At 72.2% G+C, this 25,607-nt stretch carries 22 protein-coding genes; 6 read left to right on the plus strand and 16 right to left on the minus strand.

Features of this window, described 5'->3' with window-relative positions; all coding sequences use genetic code 11:
* Positions 1 to 15 precede the first annotated feature (15 nt).
* The 6 genes from GXP74_RS38815 to GXP74_RS38840 all read right to left on the minus strand — a co-directional run bounded on the left by GXP74_RS38815 (position 16) and on the right by GXP74_RS38840 (position 6,187).
* On the minus strand, positions 16 to 1,656 hold the full coding sequence (locus GXP74_RS38815; RefSeq protein WP_225448490.1) for a spermidine synthase: 1,641 nt from the start codon (positions 1,654 to 1,656) through the stop codon (positions 16 to 18).
* A gap of 126 nt (positions 1,657 to 1,782) precedes the next feature.
* On the minus strand, positions 1,783 to 2,301 hold the full coding sequence (locus tag GXP74_RS38820; RefSeq protein ID WP_182455871.1) for a DUF2617 family protein: 519 nt from the start codon (positions 2,299 to 2,301) through the stop codon (positions 1,783 to 1,785).
* Between the two features lie 399 nt (positions 2,302 to 2,700).
* A complete protein-coding gene (locus tag GXP74_RS38825; RefSeq protein WP_182455872.1) occupies positions 2,701 to 3,543 on the minus strand; it encodes a metal ABC transporter permease in 843 nt (280 codons plus the stop codon).
* On the minus strand, positions 3,540 to 4,412 hold the full coding sequence (locus GXP74_RS38830; protein ID WP_225448491.1) for a metal ABC transporter permease: 873 nt from the start codon (positions 4,410 to 4,412) through the stop codon (positions 3,540 to 3,542). The genes GXP74_RS38825 and GXP74_RS38830 overlap by 4 nt, the downstream gene beginning before the upstream one ends.
* A 3-nt stretch (positions 4,413 to 4,415) precedes the next feature.
* Positions 4,416 to 5,240 carry a metal ABC transporter ATP-binding protein gene (locus tag GXP74_RS38835; RefSeq protein ID WP_225448492.1) on the minus strand — a complete coding sequence of 275 codons (825 nt, stop codon included), beginning with the start codon at positions 5,238 to 5,240 and terminating at the stop codon, positions 4,416 to 4,418.
* On the minus strand, positions 5,237 to 6,187 hold the full coding sequence (locus GXP74_RS38840) for a metal ABC transporter solute-binding protein, Zn/Mn family (protein WP_182455873.1): 951 nt from the start codon (positions 6,185 to 6,187) through the stop codon (positions 5,237 to 5,239). The genes GXP74_RS38835 and GXP74_RS38840 overlap by 4 nt, the downstream gene beginning before the upstream one ends.
* 357 nt (positions 6,188 to 6,544) lie before the next feature.
* On the opposite strand from GXP74_RS38840, the gene GXP74_RS38845 reads away from it, so the two are divergent.
* Together GXP74_RS38845 and GXP74_RS38850 are read left to right on the plus strand one after the other, a co-directional pair.
* Positions 6,545 to 7,849 carry a globin domain-containing protein gene (locus GXP74_RS38845; protein ID WP_225448493.1) on the plus strand — a complete coding sequence of 435 codons (1,305 nt, stop codon included), beginning with the start codon at positions 6,545 to 6,547 and terminating at the stop codon, positions 7,847 to 7,849.
* Positions 7,846 to 9,099: a nitric oxide synthase oxygenase gene (locus GXP74_RS38850; RefSeq protein ID WP_370468515.1), complete on the plus strand. Its 1,254-nt coding sequence runs from the start codon at positions 7,846 to 7,848 to the stop codon at positions 9,097 to 9,099. Before GXP74_RS38845 ends, GXP74_RS38850 begins: the two co-directional genes overlap by 4 nt.
* Positions 9,100 to 9,118: 19 nt before the next feature.
* On the opposite strand, the gene GXP74_RS38855 is transcribed toward GXP74_RS38850, so the two are convergent.
* From GXP74_RS38855 to GXP74_RS38885, 7 genes are all read right to left on the minus strand, one after another.
* On the minus strand, positions 9,119 to 9,622 hold the full coding sequence (locus GXP74_RS38855; RefSeq protein WP_182455874.1) for a Pycsar system effector family protein: 504 nt from the start codon (positions 9,620 to 9,622) through the stop codon (positions 9,119 to 9,121).
* 86 nt (positions 9,623 to 9,708) lie between these two features.
* Complete coding sequence (locus tag GXP74_RS38860) at positions 9,709 to 11,028, minus strand: DUF4407 domain-containing protein (protein ID WP_225448494.1); 1,320 nt, start codon at positions 11,026 to 11,028, stop codon at positions 9,709 to 9,711.
* Entirely contained in the window at positions 11,021 to 12,079 is a 1,059-nt protein-coding gene (locus GXP74_RS38865; protein ID WP_182455875.1) for a hypothetical protein, read from the minus strand. The genes GXP74_RS38860 and GXP74_RS38865 overlap by 8 nt, the downstream gene beginning before the upstream one ends.
* 56 nt (positions 12,080 to 12,135) lie before the next feature.
* Positions 12,136 to 14,394 carry a hypothetical protein gene (locus tag GXP74_RS38870; protein WP_182455876.1) on the minus strand — a complete coding sequence of 753 codons (2,259 nt, stop codon included), beginning with the start codon at positions 14,392 to 14,394 and terminating at the stop codon, positions 12,136 to 12,138.
* Positions 14,387 to 15,121, minus strand: coding sequence for a hypothetical protein (locus tag GXP74_RS38875; protein WP_182455877.1), 735 nt, complete (start codon positions 15,119 to 15,121; stop codon positions 14,387 to 14,389). Before GXP74_RS38875 ends, GXP74_RS38870 begins: the two co-directional genes overlap by 8 nt.
* A 119-nt stretch (positions 15,122 to 15,240) precedes the next feature.
* Positions 15,241 to 15,948, minus strand: coding sequence for a Crp/Fnr family transcriptional regulator (locus GXP74_RS38880; protein ID WP_225448495.1), 708 nt, complete (start codon positions 15,946 to 15,948; stop codon positions 15,241 to 15,243).
* A 419-nt stretch (positions 15,949 to 16,367) separates the two neighbouring features.
* Positions 16,368 to 17,537, minus strand: a complete 1,170-nt coding sequence (locus GXP74_RS38885) for a pyridoxal phosphate-dependent aminotransferase (protein WP_182455878.1) — start codon at positions 17,535 to 17,537, stop codon at positions 16,368 to 16,370.
* Positions 17,538 to 17,632: 95 nt separating this feature from the next.
* On the opposite strand from GXP74_RS38885, the gene GXP74_RS38890 reads away from it, so the two are divergent.
* Positions 17,633 to 18,835 carry a mannosyltransferase family protein gene (locus GXP74_RS38890; protein WP_225448496.1) on the plus strand — a complete coding sequence of 401 codons (1,203 nt, stop codon included), beginning with the start codon at positions 17,633 to 17,635 and terminating at the stop codon, positions 18,833 to 18,835.
* Positions 18,836 to 18,915: 80 nt separating this feature from the next.
* Here GXP74_RS38890 and GXP74_RS38895 read toward each other — a convergent pair whose 3' ends face one another.
* Together GXP74_RS38895 and clpB are read right to left on the minus strand one after the other, a co-directional pair.
* Positions 18,916 to 19,470 carry a YbjN domain-containing protein gene (locus GXP74_RS38895; RefSeq protein ID WP_182455880.1) on the minus strand — a complete coding sequence of 185 codons (555 nt, stop codon included), beginning with the start codon at positions 19,468 to 19,470 and terminating at the stop codon, positions 18,916 to 18,918.
* 68 nt (positions 19,471 to 19,538) lie between these two features.
* Positions 19,539 to 22,163 carry an ATP-dependent chaperone ClpB gene (gene clpB, locus GXP74_RS38900; protein WP_182455881.1) on the minus strand — a complete coding sequence of 875 codons (2,625 nt, stop codon included), beginning with the start codon at positions 22,161 to 22,163 and terminating at the stop codon, positions 19,539 to 19,541.
* Between the two features lie 330 nt (positions 22,164 to 22,493).
* Here clpB and GXP74_RS38905 point away from each other — a divergent pair, with 330 nt between their 5' ends.
* Complete coding sequence (locus tag GXP74_RS38905) at positions 22,494 to 24,242, plus strand: serine/threonine-protein kinase (protein ID WP_182455882.1); 1,749 nt, start codon at positions 22,494 to 22,496, stop codon at positions 24,240 to 24,242.
* A gap of 6 nt (positions 24,243 to 24,248) precedes the next feature.
* On the opposite strand, the gene GXP74_RS38910 is transcribed toward GXP74_RS38905, so the two are convergent.
* The gene (locus tag GXP74_RS38910) at positions 24,249 to 24,743 is read right to left on the minus strand and encodes an LURP-one-related/scramblase family protein (RefSeq protein WP_182455883.1); all 495 of its coding nucleotides are present in this window, start codon (positions 24,741 to 24,743) and stop codon (positions 24,249 to 24,251) included.
* Between the two features lie 203 nt (positions 24,744 to 24,946).
* Between GXP74_RS38910 and GXP74_RS38915 the strand changes: the two genes are divergently transcribed.
* Both GXP74_RS38915 and GXP74_RS38920 read left to right on the plus strand, forming a co-directional pair.
* Positions 24,947 to 25,297 carry a DUF6247 family protein gene (locus GXP74_RS38915; RefSeq protein ID WP_225448497.1) on the plus strand — a complete coding sequence of 117 codons (351 nt, stop codon included), beginning with the start codon at positions 24,947 to 24,949 and terminating at the stop codon, positions 25,295 to 25,297.
* Positions 25,294 to 25,551 (plus strand): hypothetical protein, encoded by a 258-nt coding sequence (locus GXP74_RS38920; RefSeq protein ID WP_182455884.1) that lies wholly within the window; start codon positions 25,294 to 25,296, stop codon positions 25,549 to 25,551. Before GXP74_RS38915 ends, GXP74_RS38920 begins: the two co-directional genes overlap by 4 nt.
* Positions 25,552 to 25,607 lie beyond the last annotated feature (56 nt).

The raw sequence follows: 25,607 nt of genomic DNA on the forward strand, positions 1-25,607 counted from the left end.
GCGGCCCGGCGCCGGTCAGCCGGGGCGCAGCAGCGTGGCCGGGGCCACCGGGCGGGCGGGCCGCGCGGTGTCGGCGAGCACCGCCGCGAGCCGCAGCGCGGCCGGGTCCAGCCCCGGGTCGCCCGGGCCGCCGGGCAGGCCGAGCCGGGGGGCCTCCCGGGCGGCCAGGATGAAGCCCCAGTCGGCCGGGCCGCCGCAGGCTCCGGCGGCCGGGACGGCGTAGTCGGCGGTGTGCAGGCCGACGGCGCGCAGCGCGGCGTCCGCCGCCCAGTAGCCGCCGCCGGTGACCGTCCCGGCGTGGACGGCGAGTCGTCCGCCGGGGGCCAGCAGCCGCTCGGCCAGGCCGTAGAACTCCTCGGTGTAGAGCTTGCGTGCCTGGTCGAGGTCGGGGTCGGGCAGGTCGGCGATGATCACGTCGTAGCGGCCCCGCCGGTGCACGGCGGCGCGCAGCCAGTCGAAGGCGTCGGCGGTGCGCACCCGGACCCGGGGGTCGGCCAGCGCGTGGCCGTTGAGCCGGGACAGCACCGGGTCGGTCCGGGCCAGGCCGAGCAGCTGCGGGTCGATCTCGACCAGGGTGGCCCGGCGCACCCCGGGGTCGCGCAGCAGTTCGCGCAGCGCCAGGCCGTCGCCGCCGCCGAGCACCAGCACGCTGCCGTGCGGTCCGCCGTCGAGGGCGGGCTGGACCAGGGCCGCGTGGTAGCGGGCCTGGTCGCTGCCGCAGACGGCGATCCGGCCGCCGAGGTAGAGCCGCAGCTCGGCGGCGTCCCGGGCGCGGACCGGGTAGCCGTCGGCGGCGGCGCGCTGCGCCGGTACCCGGTCCCCGGCCTCGGCGGTGGTGCTGGCGCTGGTGTCGGGGTCGGGTCCGGGGCCGGTGAGCACGATCTCCTGGTAGCGGCTCTGGCTGCTGAAGCGGACCGGGGTGCCGTAGAGCGCCTGCCGGGCGGCGCGTTCGAAGGCGCCGGTGAGCGCGGCGGCGACGACCAGCACCAGCAGGACCGCCCCGCACAGGCTCCACAGCAGCGGGCGGATCCGGCGCGGCGGCTCGTCGCGGAACAGCCAGAGCACCACCGCGGCCCCGGCGACGGCGTTGACCGCGCCGGTGACCAGGGCGCCGTCGGCCTGGCCGAGGGCGGGCAGCAGCAGGAACGGGAAGGCCAGCCCGCCGACCAGCGCGCCGACGTAGTCGGCGGCGAACAGGTCGGCCACCGCGCTGCCCGCGTCCTGCCGCCGGATCCGCTGGATCAGCGTCATCAGCAGCGGGATCTCGGCGCCGATCAGCACCCCGATCACGGTGGCGACCAGGACCAGGGCGATCCGGTAGTGGCCGATCCAGACGAAGCTGCCGTACAGGATCAGCACCGAGAGGCCGCCGACCACCGCGAGCGCGCTCTCGACCAGGGCGAAGGCGGTGGCCGGGCGGGTGGTGAACCGTTTGGCGAGCAGTGAGCCGACGCCCATGGCGAAGACCATGACCGAGAGCACCACGGAGACCTGGGTGACCGAGTCGCCGAGGAGGTAGCTGCCCAGGGCGACCAGGTCGAGTTCGTACACCAGTCCGCAGGCGGCGCAGATGAACGCCGCGAGCAGCACCAGCCACCGGGCGGCGCGGCTGCCGACCGCACGCGTCGGCGCGGGCGCCGCGGATTGGGTGATCACAAACAAACGCTAGGCGACCTCAGGGCGCGGGCCCGTCCCCCGAGGGGCTGAGGAGGCGACACACGGCATTGACCTTTCGCTCACTTGAGCTATTTCCGGAGGGGCTTTTCCGGGCCGCCCATGCGGTCACGCCGCCGCGGTGTCCCGGAGTTTGAGCGAGGACCGGGTGCACACCAGTCGCCCCTCCTGCGGATAGGCGTGCCAGGTCCGCCAGCAGACCTCGTGTTCGCCACCGCTCGCGAGCAGTGCGGTGAAGGCCGTCGGATCGCCCGGGAAGACCCCGGCGAGACCGTGCGGATGGTTCTCCACCAAGGCCAGGAGTTCCTGTGCGCGTCGGGCGAATCTCTGTTCGTCGAGGCTTTCCACCTGTGCGGCGAATTCGTACTCCCAGCCCCGGACGCACTCCGCGACCCGGGCCGGGAGCGGGGTGCGGCGGCCCGGCATGCAGGCCACGGTCTCCGAGCACTGGTCGGCGCCGGAGCCGAGGATGACCTGGTGCGAGGCGCCGAGCAGGCGGAGCTGCAGGTCGGTGGGGCCGATCCGCAGGTCGAGGACGGCGAGTGCGGGCAGCTGCTGGCTGCCCAGGCACCAGGCCAGATCCCCGGCACGGGTATCGGTGTAGGTGGTCTCTAGGGTGGTGAGCATTCTTGGCTCCGCGTACTCGGGTCGCTCGACGGCGCCGGGGAGGGCAAGTGTCTACTGTCTTCGGGCACAGTTGTCAGCGGGCGCGATTGCCCTACGGCGGAGTGACTTTCGGGGACTCAGGAAGCAGCGAAGCACGAATGCGCGGCGCCTGTTGACGATTTACCCAACTTCGCGGTCCGGCACCATTCTCCGGCCGATCGCCGCGCACCCCGGGCGCACACGTGACCTAGTATGCGCGGTGACATGTCAAAAGTGCGCCGGAGAAGGGCTTACGCCGTTCCGGCGGCCGGATCCGAATTCGGACTCCGCACCCTGACACATGCCCCCGGCAGCGGCCCTCGACACAATCGGGCCCGAAGTTCACTCCTTCGAAGGTCACTCCCCCGGATGTCGGGCGCGTCAACGAGCCAGCGCCGCACCACTCTTGCGGGTGCGTCCGGAGACGGCCCAGGCCACCGCGTAGACGGCGGTCGCCGCCGCCATGATCGAGAAACTGGGCGGCAGACTGGTCACCACCGCGCTCAGCCCGAGCCCCACCCACATCTCGGCCACGGCCAGCCCGGCCGACAACGCCAGCCCCAGGTAAGGGCGGTGGGTCAGCCGCAGGGCCGCGCCGGCCGGGGCCGCGAGCAGGCCGAGCAGCAGCAGCGAGCCGACGGCCTGGGTGGCCTCCCCCGCGCAGGCGCCGACCAGTGCCAGGAACCCGAGCCCCAGCAGCTTCACCGGCACCCCGCGCGCCGCCGCCACCGCCTCGTCCAGCGTCGCGAACAGCAGCGGGCGGGCGATCAGCAGCACCGCCCCGGTGATCCCGACCGCCACCAGCACCGCGACCAGGGTCTGCCCGCCACTCAGGCCGAAGATCGAGCCGAACAGCACGCTGGTACCGGCGTTGCCGACATCGGAGCCGCTGCGCGAGGTGGTGTACAGGGTCAGGAAGAACGAGCCCAGGCCGAGGATCCAGGCGAAGGCGCTGCCGATCACCACGTCGTCCGCGCGCCCCCGGCGGCCGATCCCGGCCAGCAGCAGACCGGCCCCGACGCAGCCGACGAACAGGCCCAGGCGCAGGTCCCACCCGGCCGCGAGGGCAGCCATGGCGCCGGTGAAGGCGACGTGGCTGAGCGCGTCGCCGGTGAACACCTGGGCCCGCAGCACCAGGAAGTAGCCGACCAGGCCCGAGGCGAGGGCGATGAACGTCCCGGCGAGCAGCGCGTTGTGGAAGAAGTCCTGGCTCCAGACGCTCACGCGAGGGCCCTCCTGCCGGTCCGGGCCGCGACCTTGACCAGCGCGTGCGCCAGCAGGTAGCCGCCGAAGGCGAACGTGGTCACGAAGAAGCCCAGCGGGTAGGGCCAGTACCAGGCCGCGACCAGCCCCGCCCAGGTGGTGGCGAAGCCGATCAGCAGGGTGAGCAGCAGGCTCAGCCCCGGGCGCGCGGTGAGCACCTGCGCGGTCGCCGCGGGCAGCACCAGCAGCGCGAACACCAGCAGCGAGCCGGTGATCTGCGCGGCCTCCGCGGTGGCCGCGCCCAGCAGCAGCAGGAAGACGATCGACAGCGCGCGCACCGGCACCCCGCGCGCCGCCGCCACCTGCGGGTCCACCGAGGCGAACAGCAGCGGGCGGCCGATCACCGCCAGTACCGCCAGCACCGCCAGTCCGACCAGCGCCAGCAGCAGCACCTGACCGGTGGTGATGCCCAGGAAGCTGCCGAAGAGGATCGCCTCGGGACCGCTCAGCAGGCCCTTGTAGAGCGCGATGAACAGGAAGCCGCAGGCCAGCAGGAAGGTCTGGACGACGCCGGTGGCCGCCGACTCCTCCGCCCCGGCGTCCCGGCCCTCGCGCCGCAGCAGCGCGATCACCAGTGCCGCGGCCAGGCAGAAGCCGAAGTAGCCGAAGCCGGTGCTGATCCCGGCGAGGGTCGCGAAGGAGGCGCCGGGGAAGGCCACCACGCCCAGCGTGTGGCCCGCGAAGGACTGCCGGCGCAGCACCATGAACCAGCCGATCGCTCCGGCCACCAGCGCCACCACGGCGCCCGCCCGGAACGCGTTCACCATGAACGGGAACGACCACATCTGCTGGAAGTCGGCGACCAGGTTCCAGCTGAAGTCCACCACCACGGCTCAGGCCTCCGGGTGGCCGACGACGACCAGTCGGCCGTCGCTGGTGCGCAGCACCTCGACCGGCGTCCGGTACAGGCGGCTCAGCGTCTCCGAGGTGACCACCTGCTGCGGGGTCCCGGAGACGGCGGCGCCCTCGGCGATGTACACCACCCGGTCCAGGTGGTGCAGGATCGGGTTGACGTCGTGCGCCACCATCACCACGGCGACGCCCTCCTGGTGGCAGATCCGGCCGATCAGCCCGGCCACCGCGCTCTGGTTGGGCAGGTCCAGGCTGTCCAGCGGCTCGTCCAGCAGCAGCACCGACGGGCGGCGCACCAGTGCTTGCGCGATCAGCAGCCGCTGCTGCTCACCGCCGGAGCACTCGCCGATCGGCCGGTGCGCGTAGCCGCTCGCGCCGACCAGCTCGACCACCTCGTCGATCCGCCGGGTCTGCTCCCTGCGGCGGCGGCTGCCGGGCAGCGGCACCCCCCAGCGGTTGCCCTCCAGGCCGAGCCGGACCAGGTCGGTGCCGCGGATCCGCAGCCCGGTGCCGAAGCTGCGCCGCTGCGGCAGGTAGCCGACCCGGTCGCCGCCCTGCCCCGGCCGCAGGCCGAGCACCCGGGCCTCCCCCTCGGCCGCGGGCAGCAGCCCCAGCAGCACCTTGATCAGCGTGGACTTGCCCACGCCGTTGGGGCCCAGCACGGCGACGAACTCGCCCGCGTGCACGGTCAGGTCGACGCCGGACCAGAGCGTCCGGCCGCCGACCCGCACGGCCGCGCCGCGCAGCTCCAGCACGGGGGTGGCGGGGGCGGGGGCCTCCAGGCCCACCGGTTGGCTGATGGTCACTTCGCGTCTCCTGCCTTCGCCGCCTTGAGCGCCGCCTCGATCCCCTGCAACTCGCTTACCTGCCACTGCTGGAAGGTGTCCCCGGCCGGGCTGAGGGTCTCGGTGACGGTGGCCACCGGGATCCCCTCCTGCCTGGCCAGCCGCACCTGGGCGGTGACGTCCGGGGTGGAGTTCTGGGTGTTGTAGACGTAGATCCTGATCTGCTTGTCCCGGATCTGCTGGTCGATCAGGGACTTGTCGGCGGCGGTGGGGTCGCTGCCCTCGCTCATCGCGTCCAGGAAGCTCTCCGGGGTGATCATCTTCAGCCCGAGCCCCTCGGCGAGCGGGGTGACGATGGACTCCGACGCGCCGATCGGCGTGCCCGCGTAGCCCGCCCGGATCGAGGCGATCAGCTGGTTGTACGGGGCCAGCGTCCGCGTCTCGAAGACGCTCTCGCGCTGGTCGAAGTACTCGGCGTCGGCCGGGTCCAGCTTCTGGTAGTCGGCGGTCATCCGCGCGATCACCCGGCGCACGTCGTCCGGGGAGTACCAGCGGTGCGGGTTGCCGCCGGGCGCGACGCCGACCAGGTCGCCGACGTTCAGCTCGGTGCGCCCGCTGTCGGCGTTGGTCGCCAGCAGCTTGTCGGCCCAGCCGTCGTAGCCGATGCCGTTGACGATCGCCAGCTGCGCGGTGGTCAGCGTGCGGGCGTCGGAGGTGGTCGGCTCGTAGGAGTGCGGGTCGGTGTCCGGGTTGCTGATGATGCTGGTCACCCGGGCGTGGCTGCCGCCGAGTTGGGCGGCGATGCTGCCCCAGAAGTTCTCCGCGGCCACCACCTGCACCACCCGGCCGCCGTCGGTGCCCGCGGTGCTACCCGTCGCCGTCGAGCAGGCGCCGGTCAGCGCGAGGACCGCGAGGACCAGGGCGACGGCGCCGACCGGGCGGGCGCGGCGGGACGGGGTGGGGACCATGGAGCGGGCTCTCCTCGGGCAGTGGAGCGGATACGCCTTCCAGGCTAGATGAAAATGATTCCCACTACTACCCGGATGGCGGTAGAGATGAAAACCATTACCGTTCTGTAACCTGACCCACCGCCACCACCGGCTACCACGTGTCACCTATGTGACCCGCACCACACTTTCGGCCCCAATTCGCTTACTTGGCACTGACACATCAAGTTCGTCTACTACGGTTTATCGGACTTGTTTCCTCCGAATCCTGCCGGTCGCCGCCCCGAAGGAGCGTCCGGTCGCCCATGACGGATCCGCCTCGGTTGACGAGAGCTTGCTGACTTCGATGAAGAATCACCGCGACACCGGGTGCGGCCCGTGAGGTTCTCGGCCCGTCCCTTCCGCCCTCAGCACAAGAGTCAGGAGACCCGCCCGAGGCGGCCCGCCGCCCCGCCCGGCAGACCGTTACCGGACCAGCCCACCGCGAACCTCACCGCCCCGGCGCCCCCGCCGCTGGCCGCCCACGAGATCGCCCTGCTGCGGGCCAGCGTGGAACTGGTCGGGCCGCTGGCCGGGGAGCTCACGGTCTACTTCTACGCCATCCTGTTCGCCCGGTACCCGCAGGTTCGCGACCTGTTCCCGGCCGAGATGGACGTGCAGCGGGACCGGCTGCTCCGGGGGCTGCTGCGGATCGTCGAGCTGGTCGACGACCCGGACAACCTGGTCCGGTTCTGTGCCCGACTGGGCCGTGACCACCGCAAGTTCGGCGCGCTGAACGGGCACTACCCGGCCGTGGGCGCGTGCCTGCTGGACTCGCTGGCCCGCTACGCGGGCCCGGCCTGGAGCCCGGAGCTGGCCTCCATCTGGACCCGCGCCTACACCCTGGTGGCCGAGGTGATGTCCGCGGCCGCCGACGAGGACGCGCTGCTCGGGCCCGCCGTGCGGCAGGCCGAGATCATCCACCACGTCCAGCGGGGACACGGCATCGCCGAGGTCACCGTGCGTCCGGAGAGCCCCTACCCGTACCTGGCCGGCCAGTACGCCAGCATGGAGACGCCGTGGCAGCCCAGGGCCTGGCGCTACTACTCGCCCGCGCACGCCCCGCGCGCCGACGCCACCCTCACCTTCCACATCCGCGCCGTCCCCGGCGGCCGGGTCAGCGTCCCGCTGGTCCACCAGGCCGTGGTCGGTGACGTGGTCAGGCTGGGCCCGGCCCAGGGCGACATGGTGCTGGACCCCGACACCAGCCGCGACCTGGTCTGCGTCGCCGGGGGGACCGGCCTGGCGCCGATCCAGGCGCTGATCGAGCAGGCCGCGCGCGGCGGCGAGCAGCGCTTCGCCGACGTGTTCATCGGGGCCCGCACCGCGGACGAGCTGTACGGGCTGGACACCATGCTCCGGATGTCCCAGCGCCACCACTGGCTGTCGGTCCGCGCGGCCGTGTCGAACGAGCGGATCCCCGGCCTCGAAGGCACCCTCCCGGAGATCCTGCGGGACTTCGGCCCCTGGTACCGGCACGACGCGTTCCTGTCCGGCCCGGTGGAGATGGTCACCCAGGCCTCGTACACCCTCCAGCGCCAGGGCGTGTCCCCGGCGCGCATCCACCACGACCCTTTCGACGTCCCCGTGCTGGAGGCAGCGCTGCTGCCCCGACGGGTCGAAGCGGAGGCCCGGCAACTGTGACAGCCCGCGACCAGGACAGGCGCCCCGCCCCGCACGGCGTCCGCCTTCCGCAGCAGCAGCCGGACGACGCCCCGGTGTCGCTGTTCCACCGCGCCCGCCCCGCCTCCGGCAACCGGCGGCCGCCCGAGCACGCGCACCTGCTGGCCGAGGCCGACTCCTTCGTCCGCCAGTTCGCCGAGGAGAACCCCGGCTCCGGCGACCCCACCCGGCGGCTGCGCGAGGTGCAGGCCTCGATCGAGGCGCACGGCAGCTACGAGCACACCCCCGAGGAACTGGTCTTCGGCGCGCGGATGGCCTGGCGCAACGCCGCCCGCTGCATCGGCAGGCTGTACTGGAACAACCTGACGGTGCGCGACCTGCGGCACCTGAGCCACCCCGACGACATCGCCCAGCAGAGCGTCGAGCACCTGCGGCTGGCCACCAACGGCGGCCGGATCAGGCCGGTCATCAGCGTCTTCGCCGCCGACCAGCGCCGACGTCCGGCGCCCCGCCTGCTCAACGAACAGCTGGTGCGCTACGCGGACGACCCGCGCAGCGCGCCCCGGACCGCGCTGGCCCGGCAACTCGGCTGGCAGGGCGGCCGGGAGGAGTTCGACGTGCTGCCGCTGCTGGTGCAGTCCGCGCCGGACCGCGCGCCGGAGTACTACGAGCTGCCCGACGACGCGGTGCTCCAGGTCCCGCTCACCCACCCCCGGCACCCCGGCTTCGCCGAGCTGGGCCTGCGCTGGTACGCCGTCCCGGCGGTGTCGGACATGACCCTGGAGATCGGCGGCATCAGCTATCCCGCGGCCCCCTTCAACGGCTGGTACCTGGGCACCGAGATCGGCTCGCGCAACCTCGGCGACACCGACCGCTACCACATGCTGCCGGCGGTGGCGAAGCTGTTCGAGCTGGACACCAGCAGCGACCGGACCCTGTGGCAGGACCGCGCCCTGGTGGAACTCAACCTGGCGGTGCTGCACTCCTTCGAGGCCGCCGGGGTGACCATGGCCGACCACCACACCGAGTCGGCCCGCTTCCTCACCCACGTCGACCGCGAACGGCGCCACGGCCGCTCGGTGCCCGCCGACTGGAGCTGGATCGTGCCCCCGCTGTCGGGCTCGGCGACAGCCGTGTTCCACCAGTACTACGAACTACCCGACGACCGCCGACGCCCCGCCTTCCTGCACCGGCCCACCCCCTGGTCCACCGGCCGACCCCCGTCCCAGCCGTTCCACCCGGCCACCTGCCCGGTCCCCCGGACGCCGTAGGGACCACGCAGGCGACCGGTCAGCCGAGCGGGCCGAGCAGGATGCCGAGCGAGGTCAGCACCAGGAACACCGCCGACCAGGACATGCCCTGGCGGATGTGGCGGTACTTGGCCCAGGTCAGCCGGGAGAGGACCGCCAGCTGGTTCAGGTCGCGGTCCAGCGGGTCGGTCATGCGCACGACCTCGGCCAGGGCCAGTACCGACGGGATCATCGCCGTGTCGCCGAAGTAGTGCGCCCGTCGGTCCTGCGGGGTGCCGGTGTTGGGTGCCACCGCCAGCCCGAGCAGGATCAGCGCCGGGACCCAGGCGGCGCAGCCGGCCCAGAAGAGGGTCGCCGCGAACGGGCCGAGGCGGTGCGGCGTCACCGCGCCGGTACTGGTCGCGGCGATCAGCGCGGCCAGCGCCGCGATCAGCGCCGACAGCACGGCACCGGCCTTCTGGTCCGCCTTGACCATCTCCTCCCGGGTCTCGGCGACCAGTGCCCGGGCCAACGTGACCACGTGGCTGGTTTCGGGGGAAGTCACAGACTCTGTCCCTTCGCTCGCGGCAGGTGTGCTGTTGCGTTCGCGGCGTGGTGGCCGACCCGGGGGACCGGGTCGGCCACCGCGGGTCAGCCGACGGAGCCGACCCGGGTCAGCTCCGCCTCCAGCTTGTTGACGGCCTGGCTGACCCGGATGTTCATGGCGGCCACGTGCTCCCGCCGGGCGGCGTCGAACTCCGCCTTGCGTTCCCGCGTCCGCTGCTCGGCGTCGGCCCGCTCGACCTCCATCCGGGCCATCGCCTTCCGCTCGTCGGTGCGCAGCAGCTCCTTGAAGATCAGGACCGCGCTGCTGCTCCGCTCCGTCAGCAGCCGCTCGTAGGTGGTCTCCCCGCTGAGGAACTTCACCAGCACCGGCAGTACGTCGATGACGACGAACAGCAGCCGGATCAGCCAGACACCGACGAACAGCACGACGTTGCCGCCGGCCAGCCGGTCCAGCGCGCTCATCCGGTCCAACACCCCGATGCTGCCCTGGGTGGACCGCAGTTGCGCCACCTGCTTGTTGATCAGCGCGGTGCGGGTGGCCAGGAAGTCGCTCCGGGAGTCGGCGACGGAGCCCTCAAGGGAGGAGATCGTCCTGTTCATGGCGCTCAGCCTGCTGCTGTCCTGCTGGATGTCGTGATCGCCGCTGTAGGCCTGCGCGACCGAGCGCAGGCGGACGCACTCCGAGGAGCGGGTCCAGGTGCCGGTACCGGCGATGGGGATCTCCTTGGCGCACTCACTCAGCACCTGGCCGTTGATCGTGTCGAGCCGGTTCTGCTCCTGGTTCACCTGCTGCCGCAGCGCCGAGGCGCTCTGCTGCACCTCCGCCAGCTCGCTCTGCTGCGTCGGCGCGTTCGCGTCGATGCTCAGGGTGAGCTCCCCGCAACCCGCGACCACCTGACCGGGGGCCGGGTTGCAGCGCACCAGGTCACTGCTCAGCGTGTGCAGTGCGGCGTACCGCTGGGACTCCACCTGCTCGACTATCGAGGTCTCGAAGATCCGGAGCACCAGCGGCTCCGCGACCACCGCGCCGATCAGCAGCGACACCAGGATCCTGGTCACCACCGGCGCCACCCGGCGCCGGAGCAGTGGCTGCGGGGCGACCAGCCAGCGGTCCAGGTGCAGCACGAAGACGCCCCACAGCAGGGCGGGCAGCAGAGCCACCCAGGACGGCCTGCCCAGAGCCTCGTTGACGAAGTTCCACATCGAGAACGCGGCGATGGCGGAGGTGCCGAGCATGACCGCGCCCAGTGCGGTGTGGCGGCTGCGCTCGTGCCAGATGATCTCCAGCAGGTCCTCGTCCACACCGGTCAGACCGCGCAGTCGGCGGCCGAGGTCGAGTCCGCGCGGGTGGGACGGCTCGGTCGGCCTGCCGAAGCCGTCCGGCAGGCGGCGCGTCTCAGTCAAGGAGACCCTCCTCGTCCCCGATGAACTCGTCCTGCGGGCGCTGCGCACGCGACGGCTTGGCGAATCCGGTGCCCCCGCCGCCGCGACCGGGCCCGAGCGCGGACGGGGACGCACCCGCGTCGGCCTCCCCCGATCGGCCCTCCAGCACCTGCTGCAGGATCTGGTGGTAGTCGACGAACGACTCCGAGCCGCCCATCTGTTCGAGCAGCCGCAGCACCAACTGCGCCTCCAGGTTCCCCCGCTGCACGGCCGCTTCGTACTCCCGGGCGGCGGCCAGCGCCTCCCGCTCGGCCGTCCGGTTCGCCTCGGCCCCCTCCGCCGCGCGCCGCTCGTTGGCGAGTTGGCCGACCGCGACCTCGCCCCGGGCCACGGCCAGGGCGTTGAGCCAGTCGCCGCCCTGCTCGATCAGGCCGACCAGGCGCTGGGTGTTGATGTTCTCGAAGGTGTGCCGCCTCGCGTCCAGTTCCCCGGTGCGGGCGACGCTGATCAGGTCCTGCTCGTGCCGGGCCACGTCCGCGGGGGTCAGTACCTCGACGGCGAGGAACTCGACGGCCATCCCCTCGATGTCCGGCGGGTTGATCGCGCTGTACGCCTGCATCCGGTGGGTGGCCTGCTCCCGCACGACGTTGACCTCGTGCATCGAGTGGCAGGAGCCGACCCCGGCCAGCTTCGTGTCGCGTCGCAGGTAGGCGCCCAGGGGCGCGGTCACGTCGGTGATGCCGCAGCGGACCACCGCGACCGGGTCGGTGACCTGGCAGGTGAAGGACGCACGCAGGGTGAACCTGCTGGCCTCGCTCTGCGAGGGCACCTCCCAGTCCACCTGCACGATGCGGACCCGCAGGTCCACCAGGCTGACCGCGGACGCGTCCAGCACGTCGGAGTGGGAGGGGTCGAACCGCGTTCCGGTCGGGAGCTCCCGCCAGTTGCCGTCGACCTGGAAGACGTAGGTCGCTCCCGGGGGCAGCTCCGGCACGTCCTCGCGGCGGGTCCGCCGGAACAGCCGGCTCTCCAGCCGTGCCAGGGCCTTCTCGTTGATCAGGGGGTAGTCCACTGTCGTCGCCTCCATGTGCGCGTCAGAGTGCCGTGCGTGTCAGAGTGCCGGGCCTGTCAGAGTGCCGGGCGCAGGACGGGTCGGCTGTGCAGCGTCCCGAGCAGGACTCGGGCCAGCGCCCGGGTCTCGTCGACCGCGTAGTCGGGGTGGTTGAGCATTCGCGAGAGGTCATGCCGCAGCGAGTTCCACTGCTGGGGAGTCATCTGCTGCCGCATCGCCCCGCCGAGGGAGCGGACCGCGGTGACCGCCGCCGGATCGTCCCGCAGGGCGGCCAGGGTGGCGCAGAGCGCCACCAGTGCCCTGCGTCGCCGGGTGCTCAGCAGGGTGCAGACCCACAGTCGCCCCAGCGGGCCGATGGCGGCCGGGCTGTGCCGGAGCAGTGCGGCGGCCACCGGCCGGAAGCCGTCCAGGCTGGGGCCGTCGAGCAGCGCGAGCGCGCTGTCCAGGGCCGACGCGCGCTCCCGGGTCATCCGGGTCTGCTCCAGCCGGGTGCGGACGTAGCGGAGGATGACCGCCGCCCGCTCCGGATCGCGTTCGGCGTTGGCCAGCAGCAGGTGCAGCGACCGGCGGGCGGCCCCGGCGATCCGTTGGCCGCGCATGGTCAGGAACCACAGCCAGTTGAGCGCCTCGAACCGGTACAGCGAGCCGAGGTCCCCGGCCAGGGCCATCGCCGCGGTCACCGCCCGCTCCGGGCCCCGCCGGTCGGCCCAGCGCAGGGTGAGGTCCAGCGCCCGCGGTACGGACCGCGGGTCCGAGCACATGAACTGCACGGTCAGCGCGGCGGTCACCCGCTGGCTGCTCAGCCCGGCGGACCAGAGGTCCAGGTGGTTCTCCTCCACCTCCACCGGCGCGTAGCACGCCAGCAGCGCGAGTCCGGCCGCGACCTGGACGCGTACCTCAAGGTCCGGCTGCTGCGACAGTTGCATCAGCCACTGGCGCAGCGGGTACCACAACTCCAGCCCGTACAGCTCGTGGAGATGCTCGACGACCAGCGCGCGGATGCGCGGTGAGGTGAAGACGATCCGCTTCTCCGCCCGGGCGCCGTTGTTCCCCTGTTCGATGCGGCGACGTTCCACCAGCTTGCTCAGGGTCTCCCCCCAGCTGGCCCGGGTCTGATCGAGCCGCAGGTCGCCCAGGGCGGGCACGGGCGCCTCGACGGTCACTCCGGCGGCGGTGTGCTCCCAGTTCCTGGCCAACACCACCAGCCTGAACAGGGCCTGCTCAAAGGTCCGTTCGGGCAGTCCCTCGGCAAACGCCAGGGCCGCGACCAGGAGCACGTCCGCCGCCTTCGGCACGTCCGCGAACCAGCCCGCCACGAGCGCGCGTTCGCCGCTGCGCAGGGCCCGGAGCCCCTCCTCCGCGCCGAACTCGGCCAGGGTCCTGGCTACGGCCACCACATCCGCGGGCTTGCGCTGCTCGGCCACCAGCGCGCCCAACTCGGCCAACAACTCCGCGTCCGACTCGCGTCCCGGCAGTCGGCGCACGCAGTGGGCGAACAACTCGGCTGCCGTGGGCGCCGCCCACTCGCTGCAGAAGCTCTTCAGCGCCTGTCGGCGCAGGGCGCCCGCGGAGGCCGTGATGACCAGGAAGGAGTGCTTCTTGCGCAACTCCTCGCCCAGTCGGCGCATGTGGAACTCCTGCACCGCGTCGGTATTCACCTCGCCGATGTAGTCCAGGATCACGTAGCCGTAGCGTTCCTTGATGGTGTTGGAGACCGCCAGTTCGGCCAGTGAGTTGGCCGGCGACAGACTGCGTATCCCGCTCCGGCCGCCGAGTACCCCGCGCAGCAGCGCGAAGGCCCCGGCCCGCCTCCCGATCCCGTCCTCGCCCACCAGCGCCACGATATGACTGGTCGTCAACTTTTCCAGCGCGTCCTCGAAGTACGGACTGGGTTCGAGGTAGAGCTCCAGCATCCGGCTGATCTCGACCTGGTCGATCACTCCCGGCGACAGGCCGGGGCCAGCCGCCGCACCCGCGCCGAAGACCGATCCGCTCGCGTTCGTCGGACCGTGGAAGTGGTTGTTGACGACCTGGGTGAGGGCCCGGTTGAACTCGCTGTACCCCTCCTCGTCCTGCTCCTGCCCGTCGTCGTCCGGGTTGCCGTTCCCGGGCCGCCGCGGGCCGGGACGCCCCGGCCCGCCGCCGCCCTCGCCGTGGGTCTGGCCCTGGCCCTGGCCCTGGGCCGCCGGGTCCTCCGGGGAGGCCGACGGTCCTTCCTCGCTCCGGGGGCCGGTCCCGCTCGGCTCCCCGGACTCCGCCGGGCCCTGCGCTCCGGCCGCGTTCGCCCGACCGTCGGCGTCCCGGGCGTCAGCCATGTGCGCTGCCGAATCCGAAGACGCTGCCCCGGGCGTCGGGCTGGTACAGGTGGGTGACGACCGTCTGCCGCAGGTCACCGCCGTTGTCGGCGCTCGTGCCCAACTGCGCCGCCGGTGCCGCCTCCTGGTCCGGGCGCTGCCGGCCCGCGCCGCCGGGCACCCACAGCCAGGCCGGGTGCTCGTACTCCTTCTTCCGCACCAGGACGCTGTCGAACTCCTCCTGGACGAAGGTGGTGTGCCCGGCGCCCACGGTCGTCCCGAAGATGTCGTCGGACAGCATCAGGGCCAGATCGGCGTCCGGCCGCCGCGCCAGGACCTGGTACAGCTGGTCCGCCTCCAGCAGGCGGCAGGTCGCGACCACCGCCCGGCCGGCGAACCCGTGGTCCGCGAGTTCCACGGGCCCGTGGTGGAGAGCGGCCCGCATGCGCATGCGGTAGGCGCCGGTCCGCTGCTGGTTGTACTTGCGGAGCTCGACCACCAGGTGCCGGATGTAGTCGTCGACCAGGCGCGGCTCGCCCTCGTCCTGGGGGACGAGGGCGACCTGGCCGTCTCCCTGCGGCTGCACCCGCCAACGCGTGCGGTCGAGACCCGCGGCGGACGCGGCCCGCGACAGCAGCCTCGGGAGTTCGTGCTGGATTTCGGACTGCCTGCGGTCGTTGTTGCCCCCGTAGCCCGCTACATCAACGGCGATGCAGGTGCATGGGCGGAAACCTGCCCAGTCGGTCACGCGGTCTTTCCTCTCTGGTGGCTCTGGCCGGCAGCACTTCTCCACCGGCACTCCTCCGCCCTCGCCTCGGGCTGAGAGTGCGCCCCACATTAGGAACGAGCCGCGCACCGGATTCCCTATCAGTAGGGATTCCGGCCGACAATCCTGGCGAAGTCCAACAGCTTCGGAGTGTCACTGATGACTATCTTCCGGTAGTTGCGCTCGACCAGACCCAGCTGCGAAAGGTTGGCGAGGGCGCGCTCGGCGGTCGCCAGCTTCAGGCCCGCGAGCGACGCGAGCTCCGACTGGGTGAGCGCGAGGGCGAGGACCATGCGACCGTCCGGCTCTCCGGCGACCGGCAGCCCGTACGCCTGCGACAGCTCCACCAGCACCCGCGCCAGCCTGGTCGGCGCGTCGTACGCCTGGAAGTCCAGCCGCCGTTGGTTCGCCCAGCGCAGCCGGGCGCTCAGCATGCGGTACAACTCCCGCATGGCGTCCGGGTGCTGGGTGAGGAATCCCTCCAGATCACCCCGTTGAATGACGCGCACCTGCACATCGCCGCAGGCGATCACCGAGCCCGACCGCGGCAGGTCCTCGAAGGCCGCCATTTCACCGACCAGTTCTCCCGCTATCCGGACGGCGGCCAGCATTTCGTAACCGCTCTCGGAGCTCGTCACGACTTTCACCACGCCATCGGTGAGAAGCAGGACGTGCTTTCCGTCGTCCCCCTGCCGCAACAGGGTCCGCTGCATCGGGTATTTCACCGCCGTACCCGTCTGTAGAATTTTCCCCCTGGTATCGGGATGTAGCCGGCCGAGGAAGGTTGAGGGCAGCCATCTGGTACTCACCGATCATTCCTCCAGCAATGCAGGGAAATCGACGCCCCGAAATTGGCTCACTGAGTCGCCCTGGCATCAGTGCGCCGTCCCGCACCGTCGCCGCGGGTACGTCCCCACGATCCGTGCAGGTGACAGACCATGATGCCGGTGACCGGCGCACACACAGGTGGTTCCGACAAGAGTGGCGTGAACAGGCCCATGCTCTGCCCACCGCCCCCCTGGAAGCGCGAGAACGCCCTTCACCCGGCCGCCCCGCACACCGCCCCCGGTACGTGCTCAGCGGGCCTGCCGACCGCCACGGCAACGGCGCCGCATTTCGTGATCTTGCCGCCCCGGCCGATCACCTGACGGCCTTTTCGAGCCATTTCCCGCCCAATCCGCCGCGGTCACCCCAAGCCCGCCCGAAGCGAACCAAGCACTCCCGGTATTCAGCTCACACGCAGCTGCCCCAGCCGGGTGACGGCGTCGGCGAGGACCGAGTCCTGCTTGCAGAAGGTGAATCGGACCTGGGTGCGCCCGGCGTCGGGGTCGTCGTAGAAGACGGAGTTGGGGATGGCGACGACGCCGCAGCGTTCGGGGAGGGCGCGGCAGAAGGCGTGGGCGTCCGTTTCGCCGAGGGGGGTGATGTCGGTGGTGATGAAGTAGGTGCCCTGCGGGTCGTAGACCTCGAAGCCGGCGGCGCGCAGGCCGTCGGCGAGCAGGTCGCGCTTGCGCAGCAGGTCGGCGCGCAACTGGGTGAAGTACGCGTCGGGCAGGCGCAGCGCCTCGGTGACGGCGTACTGGAACGGCCCCGCGCTGACGTAGGTCAGGTACTGCTTTGCGGTGCGGACCGCGGCGACCAGCGGCGCCGAGGCGGTCACCCAGCCGACCTTCCAACCGGTGAAGGAGAAGGTCTTCCCGGCCGAGGAGATGGAGACGGTGCGCTCGCGCATGCCCGGGAGGGCGGCGATGGGGTGGTGGGCGCCGGTGAACACCAGGTGCTCGTAGACCTCGTCGGTGACCACCAGCAGGTCGCGCTCGCAGGCGAGTTCGGCGATGGCGGCCAGTTCGTCCGGGGTGAGCACCATGCCGGTCGGGTTGTGCGGGGAGTTGAGCAGCAGCAGCCGGGTGCGCGGGGTGACCGCGGCGCGCAGCGCGTCCAGGTCGGGGCGGAAGTCGGGCGCGCGCAGGGTCAGCGGGACCCGGGTCCCCCCGGCCATGGCGACGCAGGCGGCGTAGGAGTCGTAGAAGGGCTCGAAGGCGATCACCTCGTCGCCGGGTTCCAGCAGCGCCAGCATCGCCGCCGCGATGGCCTCGGTGGCGCCCGCGGTGACCAGCACCTCGCCGTCCGGGTCGTAGCCGAGACCGTGGAAGCGCTGCTGGTGCTCGGCGATCGCGGTGCGCAGCTCCGGGATGCCGGGGCCCGGCGGGTACTGGTTGCCCCGGCCGCTGAGCACCGCGTCGGCGGCGGCCTGGGCGATCTCGCGCGGACCGTCGGTGTCCGGGAAGCCCTGCCCGAGGTTGATCGCCCCGGTGGCGGTGGCCAGCGCCGACATCTCCGCGAAGATGGTCGTCCCAAGGCCGTCCAAGCGACGGTTCAACAGCGGCCTGGTGCTCATCCGCTCCACCTCTCCCTTGCCTGCGATGTCGTCCGGTCCGCAGCCTAGGCGACGGCCCGCACCGGATGGTCGAGCAGCGAGGCGATAATGCCCCTGTGGACGAGCCCCTTCTTGACGACGCCCAGCGGTCCGACCCGCGGACCGCCCCCGCCAAGGCTCCGGCCAAGGCCCCGGCCGGGGCCGGAGCCGGGGCCCGCGCGCTGCGGGCGTTCGGGGTGCCGCTGGGGGTCGCCGCCGGGTCGGCGCTGCTGCACTGCCTGCTGCTGCTGTGGCTGGACAGCCCGACCGAGTCCTTCGCCGGCCGGTTCCACGTCTGGGACGCGCAGTTCTACGTCCAGATCGCGCAGTCCGGCTACCCGCACGGCTACGCCTACGCCAACGGCCAGCTGACCGGCAACAACCTGGCCTTCTTCCCGCTCTACCCGCTGCTGATCCGGATCGTGCACACGGTCTCCGGCCTGGCCTGGGGCACCTCGGCCGTGGTCGTCGCCTGGCTGTGCGCCTTCGCGGCGGCGGTGGTGGTGCACCGGCTGGTGCGCAGCCTGGCCTCGGAGCGGGTGGCCGGGTTCGCCGTGGCGCTGGTGTTCTGCCAGCCGATGGCCGTGTCGCTGTGGATCGCCTACACCGAGAGCCTGTTCCTGCTGCTGGCCGCCGCCGCGCTGCTGGCCGCCCGGCGGGAGTCCTGGCTCTGGGCGGGGGTGCTCACCTGCCTGGCCGGGCTGACCCGCTCGACCGGGATAGCGCTCGCGGCGGCGCTGGTGGTCGCCGTGGTGCTGGCGGCCCGGCGGGAGCACCGGCTGGGCTGGCGGATGGTGGCCGGGGGCGTCCTCGGCTGCCTGGGGATGCCCGCGTACCTGGGCTGGGTGGGGCTCAGGGTGGGGCAGTTGGACGGCTGGTCGCACATCCAGTCGGCGGGCTGGGGCACCGCCTGGGACTGGGGCAGCAGCACCTGGGACTTCCTGACCTCCACCCTGCACAACGCCGACGGCTGGGTGCAGGTCAGCGTGGCCTTCGTGCTGATCGGGTACACGGTGGCGTGCGCGGCGGCGCTGCTGGAGCGGCCGTGGCCGCCGCTGGCGGTGTACGGCGTGCTGATCCTGGCGGCGTCGCTGGGGCAGAGCAACTACTACCACTCCAAGCCCCGGCTGCTGGTCCCGGTGCTGCTGGCGGTGCTGCCGCTGGCCTCCTCGCTGGCCCGGGCGCGGCGGGCGAACGGGCTGCTGGCGCTGGCCGGGATCGGCTTCTTCGGCTGCTGGTTCGGCGTCTACATGCTGACCGTCTGGCCGTACGCGATCTGATGCGAGCAGGGCCGGTACCCGGGCCACCGGCCCGGGTACCGGCCCCGCTCGCGTGCCCGCTGTCGCGAGCGGCCGGGCGTTCAGCCCTCGTCGGGGGTGTCGCCGTCGGCGTCGCCCTCGCCGTCGCCGTCGACCGCCTCGGCCAGGCCGAGCCGGGTGGCCAGCCACTGGTCGAAGGCCACCGCGGACTGGGTCCAGTTGGCGGTCATCGCGACGAAGTAGTTGATGTTGACGCCCATGCCGACGACCATCTGCGCCTCGCCGATGACCCGGACCACGCCGTCGTCATGGGTGTGCGTGTAGACCTTCGGCCACAGGGTCTCCCGGTTCCACTCGTCCAGGGCCTCCAGCAGCTCGGCCTTGGTCTCGATGGCGTGCGGGCGGTCGTAGAAGGCGCGTACCGCGAACAGTTCCTTCTGCTCGCCACGGAACATGTAGTAGACGCGGAAGCCCTCCCAGGGGGCGAGCAGGTCGCCCTCCTCGTCCACCGCGTACTTCAGTTCCATCTGCGTCAGCAGCTGCTTGACCAGCTCCTGGTCCGGAACGACCACCGGCGGCGGCCCGGCCTCGCCCGATGGCTGCTGCGGCGGCTGCGGCACCCCGAAGGACGGGATGGACGACGGGTCGATGCTCATCGAGACGAGTTCCCTTCACGAAGACTTTGCATGTCCATCCTGCCTCATTCGGACCGCCCGGCGAAGCCTCAGCCCTCCTTCGCGAGCGAGGTCGGGACCCGCCCGGACGCGTGCACCGCGAGCTTGTCCGCGGCCTCGTCCACGGTCACCTCGACCGTGTCGCCGTCGCGCACCGCGCCGCCGAGGATCGCCCGGGCCAGCTGGTCCCCGATCGCCGACTGCACCAGGCGGCGCAGCGGGCGCGCGCCGTAGGCCGGGTCGTAGCCGGTGAGCGCCAGCCAGTCCCGCGCGGCCGGGCTGACCTCCAGCGTCAGCCTGCGGTCGGCGAGGCGCTTGGCCAGCGAGGCGACCTGCAGGTCGACGATCCGGGCCAGCTCCTCGGTGCCGAGCGGGTCGAACACCACGATGTCGTCCAGCCGGTTCAGGAACTCCGGCTTGAACGCGGTCCGGACGGTGTCCAGCACCCGCGCCTTCTTGACCGCGTCGTCCAGCTCCGGGTCGATCAGCCACTGCGAACCCAGGTTGGAGGTGAGGATCAGGATGGTGTTGCGGAAGTCCACCGTCCGGCCCTGGCCGTCGGTGAGCCGACCGTCGTCCAGCACCTGGAGGAGGATGTCGAAGACCTCCGGGTGGGCCTTCTCCACCTCGTCCAGCAGCACCACGCTGTACGGGCGCCGCCGGACCGCCTCGGTGAGCTGGCCGCCCTCCTCGTAGCCGACGTAGCCGGGGGGCGCGCCGACCAGCCGCGCCACCGAGTGCTTCTCGCCGTACTCGCTCATGTCGATCCGGGTCATCGCCCGCTCGTCGTCGAACAGGAAGTCCGACAGCGCCTTCGCCAGCTCGGTCTTGCCGACGCCGGTGGGGCCGAGGAACAGGAACGAGCCGGTGGGGCGGTCCGGGTCGGCGATGCCGGAGCGCGAGCGGCGCACCGCGTCCGACACGGCCTGCACGGCGGTGCGCTGGCCGACCAGCCTGCGGCCCAGCTCGTCCTCCATCCGCAGCAGCTTCGCGGTCTCGCCCTCCAGCAGGCGTCCGGCGGGGATGCCGGTCCAGGAGGCGACGACGTCGGCGACGTCGTCCGGGCCGACCTCCTCCTTGACCATGGAGGCGCTGGACGCCTCGGAGCGGGCGGCGTCCTGCCCCTCCGCGAGCTCCCGCTCGGCGGCCGGGATGTCGGCGTACATCAGCCGCGAGGCGGTGGTGAAGTCGCCGTCGCGCTGGGCCCGCTCGGCCTGGCCGCGCAGGTCGTCCAGGCGCTCCTTGAGCTCGCCGACCTTGTTCAGGCTGGCCTTCTCCTGCTGCCAGCGGGCGGTCAGCGCGGCCAGCTGCTCCTGCCGGTCGGCGAGGTCGCGGCGCAGCCGGGCGAGCCGGTCGACGGAGGCGGCGTCGGACTCCTTGGCCAGGGCCATCTCCTCCATCCGCAGCCGGTCGACCGAGCGCTGCAACTCGTCGATCTCCACCGGGGAGGAGTCGATCTCCATCCGCAGCCGGGAGGCGGCCTCGTCGACCAGGTCGATGGCCTTGTCCGGCAGGAACCGGGAGGTGATGTAGCGGTTGGACAGGCTCGCGGCGGCGACCAGCGCGGCGTCCGAGATCTGCACCTTGTGGTGGGCCTCGTAGCGGCCCTTGAGCCCGCGCAGGATGGCGATGGAGTCCTCGACGCTCGGCTCGCCGACCATGACCTGCTGGAAGCGGCGCTCCAGCGCGGCGTCCTTCTCGATGTGCTCGCGGTACTCGTCCAGCGTGGTCGCACCGACCATCCGCAGCTCGCCCCGGGCCAGCATCGGCTTGAGCATGTTCCCGGCGTCCATCGCGGAGTCGCCGCCCGCGCCCGCGCCGACCAGGGTGTGCAACTCGTCGATGAAGGTGACGACCTGGCCCTCGCTCTGCTTGATGTCGGCGAGCACGGCCTTCAGCCGCTCCTCGAACTCGCCCCGGTACTTCGCCCCGGCGACCATCGCGCTGAGGTCCAGCGAGACCAGGCGCTTGCCGCGCAGCGACTCGGGGACGTCCCCGGCGACGATGCGCTGGGCCAGGCCCTCGACCACGGCGGTCTTGCCGACGCCGGGCTCGCCGATCAGCACCGGGTTGTTCTTGGTGCGCCGGGACAGCACCTGGACCACCCGGCGGATCTCCTGGTCGCGGCCGATGACCGGGTCCAGCTTGCCGTCGCGGGCCGCCTGGGTCAGGTCGGTGCCGTACTTCTCCAGCGCCTTGTAGGTGCCCTCGGGGTCGGGCGAGGTGACCCGGGCGCTGCCGCGGACGTCCTTGAACGCGGCGAGCAGCGCCTTCGGGGTGGCCCCCTCGGCCTTGAGCAGGTCGGCGACCTGGCCGCCCTCGGCGGCGAGGCCGACCAGCAGGTGCTCGGTGGAGACGTACGCGTCGTCCAGGTCGGCGGCGCGGGCCCCGGCCTCGTTCAGCACGGAGACCAGCTGGCGGGCGATCTGCGGCGCGGAGACGGTCGAGCCCTGGGCGCTCGGCTGTCCGGCGTTCACCCGGTCGGCGGCGGCGCGGACCCGCGCCGGGTCGGCCTTGACCGCCTCCAGCAGTGGCCGCGCGATGCCGTCCGGCTGCTCCAGCAGTGCGAGCAGCAGGTGCACCGGGGTGACATCGGGGTTGCCCGCGCTCGACGCCTGCCGGATCGCGGCCGACAGGGCTTCCTGTGCCTTGGTGGTGAGCTTGCTCGCGTCCACTCTGGGGTGTCCTCCTGTGCTCGACTGACCTGTACCCGACTGAGCGGGCTCGACTGACTATGCCATGGCAACCATGACGTAAGTTGAGTCTATTCCACTCAACTACTCCGCGGGGGCATCCACGGACAGATTTTCGCCGCGGCGCCTACCGACGATTCCCCGGTCGGCGCCGCCCCCGGCCCGACTATGCTCCGTTCCTGCGGGTCAGGGGGCATCCGCACGGAGCGACACCTGGGGGAGCCGATGGCACCGGGCCACAGCACGGACTGGACCGACGGCCAGGTCTGGCAGACGATCGGCTCATACATTGGGCTCATCCTTATCATCCGCGTGATCACGCTCGGGTGGCTGCTGCGCTCCCAGGTCGGCTGGCGCAGCCGCGCCGTCGCCGACGAGCGGCGCGCGGAACTGCGCGCCCACTACGCCGCCGACGCCTCGCAACGGCAGTACGCCCTGCGGCTGCTCGGCCGGGGCTACCCCCGGCACCTCTACGCCACCGGCCTGGACCTGCTGCTCGGCACCACCATCGTCGGCGGCATGGCCTGGCTGATCTCGCTCGCGCACACCGCCACCGGGCTGAGCCCGGTGGACGAGTCGCTGCGCCGGCAGCTGCTCGGCGACCCGCCGTGGGCGGCCACCTGGCTGGTGCACGCCTACAGCGGCCAGGACAGCGGGCAGGGCATCGCGGTACTGCTCTGCTGCGCGCTGGCGCTGCTGTGGACCGCCGCCTGGTTCCGCACCCGCTTCCTGCTGCACTGCACCCGGATGCCGTCCGGCACCTGGGAGCGGTCCGCGCTGCGCCGCCTGCTGCTGCCGCAGCTCGCGGTGCGCTTCCTGCTGGTGCTGCTGCTCCTGCCGATCGGCGCGATGCTGATCCTGCTGCTGTGGCAGGGCTGCGCGCTGCTGGCCGCCCGCCGCTTCCACCGTAAGCCGCTGGTCCTGGTCCCGCTCCCGCTGCCGGGCGGCCCGGCGACCACCACCCGGCCGCCGGGCGCCACCGGCCAGCGGCCGGCGGCGCCGCTGCCGCGCCCCCGGCCGACGGAGCCCTGGCCGCAGGGCGGAACCCAGCCGCAACGGCCGGTCCCGACCGCACCCGCCGCCACCGCACCCGCCGCCACCGCACCCGGGCTGACCACGCCCGCCGACCCGGCGCCGGTCGCGCCGGTCGCGCCCGCGCCGGTCGTCCGCTGCGCCCCGCTGCACCCGCACGAGCCGCGCGCCATCGGCCCGTACCGGCTGCTCGGCCGCATCGGCTCCGGCGGCATGGGCATCGTCTACGTCGCCTGCCTGGACGGCTCCGCCACCCAGGTCGCACTGAAGACGCTGCGCCGGGACCTGCTGGGCGACGCCGACATCGCCCGGCGCTTCCAGCGCGAGGGCGAGGCCCTGTCCCGGGTCTCCAGCGCCTACGCCGCCCGGGTGATCGACAGCGGCATCGCCGACGGTGTGCCCTACCTGGCGATGGACCTGCTGGACGGCTCACCGCTGGACGCCCATCTGGAGCGGCAGGGACCGATCCGGTCGCAACCGGCACTGCGGGCCTTCGGCCTGGCGGTGGCCGCCGCGCTGGAGGCGGTGCACCGCGCCGGGCTGGTCCACCGCGACCTCAAGCCCGCCAACATCATGCTGACCACGGCGGGCCCACGGCTGCTGGACTTCGGCATCGCCATGATCCTCGACCAGACCCGGCTCACCCGGACCGGCTTCGGCAGTCCCGGCACCCTCCCGTACATGGCCCCCGAGCAGTTCCGCGCCGAGCCCGCCGGGCCCTGGACCGACGTCTGGGCATGGGGCTGCTGCATGGTCGCGGCGGCCGGCGGCCGCAGTCCGTTCCACGGCACGGCCATGGCCGAGATCGCCAACCGGGTGCTGTACCAGGGCCCGGACCCGGACGCCCTGGCGGCGCTGGGCGCGGTCTCCCCGGAACTGCTGGCCACCGTCCGGCTCGCGCTGACCCCCGACCCGACCGCCCGCCCGGCCGACGGCGCGGCCCTGCTCCGCGCCCTGGCCCACGGCGACGAGCGCCCGCCGGAACTCGCCGCGCGGATCTCCGGCGACTGGCGGACGCTCACCCTGTGACGGCGACTACAGCTTGGTCTCGTGCTCGGCCGCCTGCATGTGGTCCACGCAGACCGCGACCGACAGCAGCAGCGGAACGTCCTCGCCGTCCTTGATGTCGATGCCGTAGGTGTCCCGGAAGCTGAACCACTTCCGGCTGATGTGCGCGATCTTGTGGCCGTTCTCCTCGACCACGAACTCGTGGTCGAGGAAGTTGCCGTGCACCTCGTACTCGCGCCCGTCCGCGAGCACCGCCTCGTACTTGTCGCGGAACGGCGTGAACAGCTTCTTCTTGACGGTGGCGACGACCGCGCCGTCCCGCTCGATCTTCATCGCGTCACGGATGCTGACCAGCTTCTTCTTCACCACCGCGACCTTGTGGCCGTTGTTGTCCTTCAGCTCGAAGGTGTCCGCGATCCGCAGCACCTTCGCGTCCACCAGGAACATCTTCTCGCCGTGCTCGGTGGTGATCCAGAAGTCGTCGCCGATCGAGAACATCCGGTCACGCAACAAGAACCTCATGCCGTACCGCCTCCCTGCGTCGCCCTGCTACCCCGAGGACGCCTTCCCCGCCCCCACCGGTTTCCACCCACCCCCACCCGAACGGACGCCACCGGAGGCCGGGACTGACGTTCCACGGACTTCCGGAGCAGCCCCGGTCGCGATTCCCGGCCACCGCCGCACCAGGGACGAGTAACGTCATCCAGGACGAGAGGAGTGACGCCATGAGTCAGCCGGTGCACGACGGGTCCGAGCTCATCCCACGACCGGAGAAGACCCCGGCCGCGATCAAGGCCGCGCTCGCCGTCGTCGCCCCCGCCCGCCTGCCCGAGATGCTGGAGGGGCAGACCAGGGCCATGGCCGAGGCCATCGAGAAGGGCAGCATCAGCCCCCTCCAGGCATTCGTGGCGCACTGGGCCACCGTCGTCGAGATCGAACGCCGTCCGGACACCACCCGTGCCTACCACCGGGCGAACTACCTCGCGAACCACAGCGAGACCATCGACGAGTGCCGGAGGCAGGCCACGGTGGTCGCCGAGCTCTACCGTTCCGCGTTCGCGGCGGTGAACGGGTGAGCTGGAGCTGGGAATACCTTCCCAGCGAGGAGTACGTCACCGGAGGAGCACCAGCGGAGTTCCTCGCGGCCGTCCACGGCAAGGCCGACGAACTCGTCAGGGCCGCCGAGGCGCTGTACCTGGACGGCACAGCGTATGAAGGAGCCGGCGAACCGATGCAGTACGTCGACGTGGCCGGTGGCTTCTTCGCCTACTACGTCGTCCCCCGCCTCGAACTCGTGGTCCTCTGCCAGGTGACCTCGCCCATGACCTGACGCGCTCGGCCGCCGCCGCCGGCGGGAACGCGTCCGCGACCCGATGCGGTTGGATA

The organism is Streptacidiphilus sp. P02-A3a (genome assembly GCF_014084105.1).
Lineage (GTDB): Bacteria > Actinomycetota > Actinomycetes > Streptomycetales > Streptomycetaceae > Streptacidiphilus.